The 9754-nt window shown below is 43.9% G+C and carries 6 protein-coding genes; 5 read left to right on the forward strand and 1 reads right to left on the reverse strand.

The genetic code is table 11. The features are described 5' to 3' along the window. Positions 1-8: 8 nt before the first annotated feature. From prpC to Q4574_RS20420, 4 genes are all read left to right on the forward strand, one after another. Complete coding sequence (gene prpC, locus Q4574_RS20405; RefSeq protein WP_303477279.1) at positions 9-1133, forward strand: 2-methylcitrate synthase; 1125 nt, start codon at positions 9-11, stop codon at positions 1131-1133. A gap of 78 nt (positions 1134-1211) precedes the next feature. Beyond that, complete coding sequence (acnD, locus tag Q4574_RS20410) at positions 1212-3809, forward strand: Fe/S-dependent 2-methylisocitrate dehydratase AcnD (RefSeq protein ID WP_303477282.1); 2598 nt, start codon at positions 1212-1214, stop codon at positions 3807-3809. Then, on the forward strand, positions 3806-4987 hold the full coding sequence (gene prpF, locus Q4574_RS20415) for a 2-methylaconitate cis-trans isomerase PrpF (protein WP_303477284.1): 1182 nt from the start codon (positions 3806-3808) through the stop codon (positions 4985-4987). Before acnD ends, prpF begins: the two co-directional genes overlap by 4 nt. A gap of 693 nt (positions 4988-5680) precedes the next feature. Continuing rightward, entirely contained in the window at positions 5681-6433 is a 753-nt protein-coding gene (locus tag Q4574_RS20420) for a sulfite exporter TauE/SafE family protein (RefSeq protein WP_303477287.1), read from the forward strand. Here the strand turns inward: Q4574_RS20420 and Q4574_RS20425 are convergent. Beyond that, positions 6407-7408 (reverse strand): phosphotransferase, encoded by a 1002-nt coding sequence (locus Q4574_RS20425; protein WP_303477289.1) that lies wholly within the window; start codon positions 7406-7408, stop codon positions 6407-6409. The two genes, Q4574_RS20420 and Q4574_RS20425, sit on opposite strands and share 27 nt — an antisense overlap. A 110-nt stretch (positions 7409-7518) precedes the next feature. On the opposite strand from Q4574_RS20425, the gene Q4574_RS20430 reads away from it, so the two are divergent. Continuing rightward, positions 7519-9546: an NADPH-dependent 2,4-dienoyl-CoA reductase gene (locus tag Q4574_RS20430; RefSeq protein ID WP_303477291.1), complete on the forward strand. Its 2028-nt coding sequence runs from the start codon at positions 7519-7521 to the stop codon at positions 9544-9546. Positions 9547-9754: the final 208 nt, after the last annotated feature.

The following is a 9754-nucleotide window of genomic DNA, read 5'->3' on the forward strand; positions in this document are numbered from 1 at the left end:
ACTCTATCATGGTTGACAAAAAACTAAGTGGTGCCGGCCTTCGCGGTCAAAGCGCAGGTGAAACCGCATTGTGCACAGTTGGTAAATCAGGCTCTGGTTTAACCTATCGCGGCTACGATGTATCTGATTTAGCAGACAATGCCACCTTTGAAGAAGTTGCATATTTGTTATTTAAAGGGGAATTACCCACCGAAGCACAATTGCAAGAATATAACGCGCAATTGTTCGCGAAGCGTGATTTGCCAGACGCCTTAAAAGAAGTATTAAAACTAATTCCTGCCGATACTCATCCGATGGACGTAATGCGCACAGGTTGTTCTTTCTTAGGTAACTTAGAACCTGAAGAAGATTTTAGCCAACAACAAGAAAGTGCAGACAGACTACTCGCGGCCTTTCCAGCAATTATGTGTTATTGGTATCGCTATAGTCATGACAATGTTGAAATTGATTGTACCAGTGATCAAGATTCAATCGCCGGTCACTTCTTAAAGCTGTTAACCGATAAAGACCCGTCTGAACTGCATCGCCGCGTAATGGACGTGTCGTTAATTTTGTATGCAGAGCATGAATTCAATGCTTCTACTTTTACAGCAAGAGTTTGTGCCTCGACTTTATCTGACATGTTCTCATGTATTACCGGTGCAATTGGTACTTTACGTGGTCCATTGCACGGTGGTGCCAATGAAGCGGCTATGGATATGATTCAAAAATTCAGTTCACCAGACGATGCCAAAACTAAAATGGCAGAGATGTTGGCAAATAAAGAAAAGATCATGGGTTTCGGACATGCCATTTATCGTGAATCAGATCCTCGTAATGTCATCATCAAAGCTTGGTCAGAAAAACTTGGAAAAGAGTTTGGCGATTCAAGTTTGTATCACATCTCAGTGGCTTGTGAAGAGTTTATGTGGGACACCAAAAAGCTGTTTTGTAATGCCGACTTCTTCCATGCTTCGGCTTATCACTTCATGGGGATCCCAACTAAATTGTTTACCCCCATTTTTGTATGCTCTCGCTTAACAGGCTGGGCTGCACACGTGATGGAACAAAGATCGAATAACCGCATCATCAGACCTAGTGCGGACTACATCGGCGAAGAACCTCGCAAAGTGACCCCGATTAGTCAACGATAAAGCTTTCCGATTCCAGGCAATCAATAAGTGGGCATCTAATATGCCCACTCTACTCACGCAACAGCAAGGTAGAAAAATATGAATACGCAATATAGAAAACGCCTTCCTGGTTCTAAACTAGATTATTTCGATACCCAAGAAGCGGTAGACGCAATAAAGCCAGGCGCTTACGAGACACTCCCCTACACTTCCCGTGTATTGGCCGAAAATTTAGTTCGACGATGTGAGCCTGAAAAACTCAACGCTGCACTCGAACAAATCATCGAACGCAAACAAGATTTAGATTTTCCTTGGTATCCAGCTCGAGTGGTTTGTCACGATATTTTAGGGCAAACCGCATTAGTCGATTTAGCCGGACTACGCGATGCCATTGCTTTAAAAGGTGGCGATCCTTCCAAAGTTAACCCTGTGGTTCCGACGCAATTGATAGTGGACCATTCTTTAGCCGTAGAGCACGCAGGTTTTGAACCCGATGCGTTCGAACAAAACCGCGCCATTGAAGATCGCAGGAACGAAGATCGTTTTCACTTTATCAACTGGACTAAAACAGCCTTTAAAAATATTGATGTGATTCCGCCTGGAAACGGCATCATGCATCAAATTAATTTGGAAAAAATGTCTCCCGTTGTGCACGCCCGTGACGGCGTTGCTTTCCCCGATACCCTAGTAGGAACAGACAGCCATACTCCCCATGTTGACGCCTTAGGTGTAATTGCTTTGGGTGTAGGCGGATTAGAAGCCGAAAGTGTCATGTTAGGACGCGCTTCATATATGCGTCTTCCTGATATTATTGGTGTTGAGCTAACCGGTAAACGCCAGCCAGGCATCACGGCTACCGATATTGTGTTAGCCATTACTGAATTCTTACGTAAAGAACGCGTTGTATCGTCTTATTTAGAGTTCTTCGGCGAAGGCGCATCAGACTTAACCCTTGGCGATCGCGCTACTATCTCGAATATGACTCCTGAATTTGGCGCATCAGCTGCCATGTTCTATATCGATGATAAGACCATCGATTATCTCAAACTAACAGGCCGCGATGAGGCACAAGTTGAACTTGTGGAAAACTACGCCAAGCAAGCAGGTTTATGGGCTGACACCCTGACAAAAGCGAAATACGAGCGAGTATTAACCTTTAACTTGTCATCTGTTGGTCGCAATATCGCGGGACCTTCAAATCCTCACCGCCGGGTTTCTACCAGTGATTTAGCCGCTGAAGGTATTTCAGGCACGGTTGAACACGACGGTGATCTAATGCCAGATGGTGCGGTCATCATCGCTGCAATTACCAGTTGTACAAATACCAGTAACCCTAGAAACGTGATTGCTGCGGGTCTGGTGGCTAGAAATGCAAACAAGCTGGGACTGACTCGTAAACCTTGGGTGAAAACCTCATTAGCACCTGGCTCGAAAGCAGTGCAATTGTACTTAGAAGACTCTAATTTGCTGCCGGAATTAGAAAAATTAGGTTTCGGCATCGTCGGTTTTGCCTGTACAACTTGTAACGGTATGAGTGGTGCCTTAGATCCTAAAATTCAAAAAGAAGTTATCGACCGCGATTTATATTCTACAGCGGTACTATCTGGCAACCGCAACTTCGATGGCCGTATTCACCCTTACGCTAAACAAGCATTCTTGGCGTCTCCACCACTAGTGGTTGCATACGCAATTGCCGGTACTATTCGATTTGATATTGAAAAAGACGTATTAGGAACCGATGCCCAAGGTAATCCAATTACCTTAAAAGACTTATGGCCAACGGATGAAGAAATCGATGCCATAGTGGCTAAAAGCGTCAAACCGGAACAATTTAAGAAAGTCTATGATCCCATGTTTGATTTGACTGTGGATTATGGTGAAGACATTGATCCACTGTACGAATGGCGTCCTAAGAGTACTTATATCCGTCGTCCTCCTTATTGGGAAGGCGCGTTGGCAGCAGAGCGCACCATGAAAGGCATGCGAGCTTTAGCGGTACTTGGCGACAACATAACCACAGACCACCTTTCACCTTCCAATGCCATTTTAGCTGACAGTGCCGCTGGCGAATATTTGCTGTCAATGGATGTGCCAGAAGTGGATTTCAACTCCTATGCAACACACAGGGGCGACCATTTAACGGCGCAACGAGCAACCTTTGCTAACCCCAAATTGTTAAATGAAATGGTGATCGAAAACGGTGAAGTCAAACAGGGTTCACTGACTCGACTTGAGCCTGAAGGTCAAACCGTACGCATGTGGGAAGCAATAGAAACCTACATGCAACGCAAACAACCGCTAATTATTATAGCTGGAGCGGATTACGGGCAGGGTTCATCTCGTGACTGGGCTGCCAAAGGCGTGCGATTAGCCGGTGTTGAAGTGATAGTCGCTGAAGGCTTCGAGCGTATTCACCGTACCAACCTGATCGGTATGGGTGTGTTGCCCCTAGAGTTTGAAGCAGGCACTACACGGAAAACACTGAATATCGATGGTAGTGAGTTATTCGATGTGAAAGGCGAGCGTCAACCTGGTGCATCACTAACCTTAGTAATAACCAGAACGACAGGTGAAACAGTAGAAGTGCCCGTGAATTGTCGTTTAGACACAGCAGAAGAAGTGTCAATTTATGAAGCTGGTGGTGTGTTGCAACGTTTTGCTCAAGACTTTTTGGAGTCAGAAGGACAAGCTCAATGAGTCGCTTCCCTCAACAAATAAAGGTTCCCGCCACTTACATGCGCGGCGGGACTAGTAAGGGTGTATTTTTCAACCTTGCAGATCTGCCCCAACCGGCCCAATCAGCCGGTGCATATCGAGATGCTTTGTTGATGCGTACCATTGGCAGTCCAGATCCCTACGGTAAACAAACCGATGGCATGGGTGGCGCCACCTCTAGTACCAGTAAAACCGTGATAGTGTCTAAAAGCCAACAAGCAGACCACGATGTAGATTATTTGTTTGGCCAAGTTGCCATTGACAAAGCCTTTGTTGATTGGTCTGGAAATTGCGGTAATTTGTCTGCAGCCGTTGGCCCTTTTGCGATTCACGCAGGGTTAATTCCTGCTGAAAAGCTGGTTGAAAATGGTTTAGTCACCATCAAAATATGGCAGGTTAATATTCAAAAAACCATTATTGCCCATGTTCCAATGTGTGACGGCCAAGTGCAAGAGCTCGGCGACTTTGAGTTAGATGGAGTAACATTTCCAGCCGCTGAAATACCGGTTGAGTTTATTGATCCCGCCGATGGTGAAGGTGATATGTTCCCAACCGGAGAGGTGTCTGAAATATTGGATGTCCCAGGTGTGGGTAAACTGAATGCCACCCTTATCAACGCTGGTATTCCAACCATATTTTTGAATGCTCAAGAATTAGGTTATCAAGGTACCGAACTGCAAGACGCCATCAATAGTAATAGCGACGCGTTAATTAAATTCGAAACTATTCGTGCCCATGGCGCACTGAAAATGGGCTTAATTGATAACCTGGAACAAGCTGCACAACGACAACATACACCAAAAGTCGCTTTTGTTGCGCCACCAGCAGATTACTTGGCATCAAGCGGTAAAACCGTCGCTCAATCAGAAATAGATTTGTCGGTTCGCGCACTTTCCATGGGCAAACTACACCATGCAATGATGGGCACCGCTGCGGTAGCAATAGGTACAGCAGCAGCCATACCCGGTACTCTAGTGAATCTAGCCGCTGGCGGCGGAGAACTTGAGTCGGTATGTTTTGGTCATCCTTCAGGTACTCTGCGGGTTGGGGCAAAAGCGGTGCTTCAGGAAGGCAAATGGCAAGTTGAAAAAGCCGTTATGAGTCGCAGTGCCAGGATCTTAATGGAAGGCTGGATTAGAATACCTGAACCTAAGGTTTAGGCGAAAAAGATGTAAGAGATACAGCTTAAACGATGCATAAAAACGGCCACCAGTTGGCCGTTTTTTATTTCTTACAACCCCTGTAATAACTTGGCTTTGTTTATACACTCTGCGAACGTGGACAGGCATGCAACAAATATCATAAAAATATCATGGACACCCATGTTTACCACCCCAAACTTAACTAGCTTGGTTAGTCAATTATCGAGGAGTTTTAGGCATGCGAACCTGGACAGGCATGCATGCGAACGTGTGAACAAGTAACATCAAGTAACATGGACACCCACAAAAGTAACATGGACAGCCATAAAACAAATATCATGGACACCCATGTTTACCACCCCAAACTTAACTAGCTTAGTTAGTCAATTATCGAGGAGTTTTAGGTAAATAGGGATGATTTCAAACCAACAAAAATTGAATTAGACTTGCGCTAGTATCGATTACACCAAAATTTTAAAACTAAGATAGAAAGCCGTCGTTTTTTATGCGCCATTAAAAAATACCCAATAGCAATGCTTCGATAACCGCTCAACTGTTTAATCATAAAACATTTGACAATTTAGCGACCACTGATTCAATCTACTCCACTTCAATAGTAAACTAGACAATAGCTGCAAGCCCTTGCTGCACTGCAAACTTGGATGATTAATTTGTTTTTAATTGCAACAAAACTCAATAGCTGTCGACTCAATGTTTGAGTTCTTTTCCTATTCACTAAGCTTTAATCAACTTGGCTTGCTATTTTTAGTGGCGTTTTTTATCGGCTTGGCAAAAGCTGGGGTACATGGAATTTCAATGTTCGCAGTCCCTATTTTGGCGTTAATTTTTGGTGCTAAAACATCCACTGGTTTAATGTTACCAATGCTAATAATGGCAGACTTATTTGCAGTAAAATATTATCACCGCCATGCTAACTGGAGCTTCTTAATTAAATTATTTCCATCCGCTGCCATCGGAGTAATAGTTGCAACTTTAATCGGTAACAGCATTGATGATGAAATGTTTAAGCAAGTCATGGGGTATATCATAATAGCCAGCCTGGGCATTATGCTGTGGATGGAAACGAACAATAAAGAAAAAATACCTGACTATGCTTGGTTTGCAATTTTAATGGGCACGTTAGGTGGTTTTACAACCATGATTGGAAATTTGGCAGGTTCGGTAATGGCCCTGTATTTATTAAGTATGCGTCTACCTAAAAATGAATATATTGGTACTGCCGCATGGTTCTTTCTCATTATTAACTTATTTAAGGTGCCTTTTCATATTTGGTCGTGGGAGACCATTAGTGTAAACTCATTGGGTTTAAATTTATTAGGCTTACCCTTCATTGCATTTGGAATTTATACGGGTATTCAAATTGTCAAACGGGTACCAGACAAACAGTATCGTTGGTTGGTAATTGCCATGACGGGGTTAGCGGCTGGGTTTATGCTTATCTAACAACATCAACGCCAATTCTGTTTGTTTTTGCATGAAGTCATTGCGCTTGTAATGTTCCGTTGCCCAACCACTTAAAAAACGTTCAAAATCAGCCCAAGCCAAAGGATACAAAGCTCTCCACTGCTCTTCTAAGTGCTCAAAATTACAATTTATTTGATAGTGAGAAATCGCCTTTTTAAGGTGACCAAAGTAACTATCTAACAGCATGTCTGCGTGTTGGAATAACCCTTCTTGAAAAAAACAACTACCCAAAAAATATGCCAAATCTTTAACCCCTACCCCTCGTCCGACATATTGAAAGTCTACTGCGGCGATATCTGTTTGCTGAGCTGAAAAACAAAAATTAGCCAGCTTGGCATCGCCGTGTAAAAGAGTTTGATAGCTAGCCAAATTGAGTTGCTGGTCGAGTTCAGTGGCGGCATCTTTTAATCGGCCTTCGGGCATCTTTTGATATTCATCTGGACGAGTATTAAGATGCCAATAGGTACCCATTGGCCAAAGCTCGGGTGTAGCTTGATTTAAAAAACGAGCATGGAAATAGGCCAGCCAACGCACGCCTAGTTTGACTAGTTCTAAAGACGCGTCACTACATCGATAAGTAAAACCACTGGCGTCTAAATCTTCCATAATTAACCAGCGTAGTTGTTGACTTTCACCCGACGCAATGCACTTAGGAAGACGACAGTATTGGTCAGTTAGTCCACTATATTTATCATAAAAGGTTTGTTCATTTTGATAAGAATTTAATTTACGTTGATGAGAAAAAGAGGTATTCCAACCTCTTGGATGTTGAGAATGAGTATTGGGATTAACCACCTTTATTACATAATTGAGCCGCATAGACGGAACCCAATAGCGAGCGATTTCCCCATATCCACTCCATAAGGTCTGTATTGATTCTACTTTATGCAGATTTTCATCTTGAAAGTACCCTTTCAAGATTTCCAATAGTGCACTTTGATAACTTTGACTCATACTAGATTCAACACTTTAATTTGAGAGCAGACGTTGGCGCTTGAGCCCTAATGGTTGCACATCAGCAATATGCGTTCTACTCTTGGCGAATAAGAATTAAGGACAACGATATGACAACACCCTCAGTATTTCCACATTTATTAGCCCCTTTAGATCTCGGTTTCACCACATTAAAAAATCGCACCTTAATGGGTTCCATGCATCTTGGGCTGGAGGAAGAAAAAGGCGGCTTTGAAAAACTAGCCGCGTTTTACGCTAAGCGTGCTGAGGGTGGCGTAGGATTGATAGTAACAGGAGGCGTAAGCCCTAATATTGCGGGGTGGCTTGCTCCTTTCGCAGGACGTATTAGTAGCCGTCGACACGCCAAAAAACATAAGGTAGTGACTGATGCGGTGCATGCTCACGGGGGAAAGATTTGTATGCAGATACTCCATTCAGGTCGTTATGGTTACCATCCTTTGAATGTATCTGCCTCGGCAGTAAAAGCGCCTATTTCTCCTTTTAAACCAAGATCACTTTCATCAAAAGGTGTGTACAGCACCATCAAAGATTACGCCAACAGTGCCAGTTACGCCCAATTAGCAGGTTATGACGGTGTCGAAATTATGGGTTCAGAAGGCTACCTGATAAACCAGTTTTTCTGTGAACGCACCAACCATCGCGACGATGAATGGGGCGGAAGTCTCGAAAATAGAGCCCGTTTGGCTATCGAGACCGTAAAGCAAACTCGTCAAAAAGTGGGTGAAAACTTTATCATTATATATCGACTCTCAATGATCGATTTAGTCGAAGGCGGGGCTCCTTGGGAAGAGGTGGTGTATTTGGCCAAGGAAATAGAAAAAGCCGGGGCAAGCATAATCAATACTGGAATAGGTTGGCATGAAGCACGTATTCCCACAATTTCCACTTCTGTCCCTAGGGCAGCATTCACTTGGGTAACAAAACGTCTAAAATCCGAGGTCAACATTCCACTTATCACCACCAATCGCATAAATACCCCAGAAGTAGCAGAATCTGTTCTGGCAAATGGAGATGCGGATATGGTTTCCATGGCCAGACCTTTCTTAGCTGATCCAGACTTTGTAGCCAAAGCCATGAACAATGAATCCGACCAAATCAATACCTGTATTGCGTGTAATCAAGCCTGCTTAGACCATGCTTTTGCGCAAAAACGAGCAAGTTGCTTAGTGAATCCACAAGCATGTTATGAAACCGAGCTTATTTTCAATACTGTAGCAGAACCTAAAAAGCTTGCTGTGATTGGCGCGGGCCCTGCCGGCCTAGCCTTTGCCACTTATGCAGCAGAACGGGGACACCAGGTACATCTATTTGAAAAATCGTCTGAAATTGGCGGTCAATTTAACTATGCAAAGCAAATTCCTGGTAAGGAAGAGTTTTATGAGACCCTGCGCTATTACGCGCGAAGAATTGAAGTCTTAGGGGTGAACTTACACCTTAATACAACAGCTGATGCGATACTGCTAAAGGAGCAAGGCTTTAGGGAAATAGTCATGGCTACTGGCATCAAACCCCGCCAGTTGGATATTCCTGGCATTGAACATTCTACTGTCATGAGTTATTTGGACGTATTGCGGGATCACAAGCCAGTAGGAAAACGAGTAGCGATTATTGGCGCTGGAGGAATTGGCTTTGATGTGGCGGAATACTTGGTTGAACACGAACACCTCACCACTGACTTGGATAAATGGCTGACTCACTGGGGAATTGATAAAAGTTACGCCAACCCCGGTGCTTTGATGCCGCCAAAGATCACACCAACAGATAAAGAAGTCTATTTATTGCAACGAAAGGACACAAAAGTGGGCGCTGGTTTAGGTAAAACTACCGGTTGGATCCACCGCACCTCTCTTGCCCATCATAAAGTGAATATGATCAATTCGGTAAGCTATGACAAAATCGACGATGATGGATTGCATATCAAAATAAGCGAAAAGCCTAAACTGTTGGCAGTAGACAACATCATAATCTGTGCAGGACAACTTCCGTTCCGTGATTTAGAAAATAGTTTACTAGATGCCGGAATGACCGTGCATGTTATTGGTGGTGCCGATGTAGCCGCTGAATTAGATGCCAAACGCGCTATTAGACAAGGCGCAGAATTGGCGGCGATCATTTAAGTTTAAGTAATTCCTGTAGTCGGGTGCTTTAGCCCCGAGATTCTGTTAGACGTTTCCATGGCCTAAAGACCATGCTACAAGCACCTTCACACCTGTAGTCGGGTGCTTTAGCCCCGAGGTTCTGTCAGACATTTCCATGGCCTAAAGACCATGCTACAAGCACCTTCACACCTGTAGTCGGGTGCTTTAGCCCCGAAGCTCTGTTAGA

This window comes from Aliiglaciecola sp. 3_MG-2023 (genome assembly GCF_030548205.1).
GTDB lineage: Bacteria > Pseudomonadota > Gammaproteobacteria > Enterobacterales > Alteromonadaceae > Aliiglaciecola.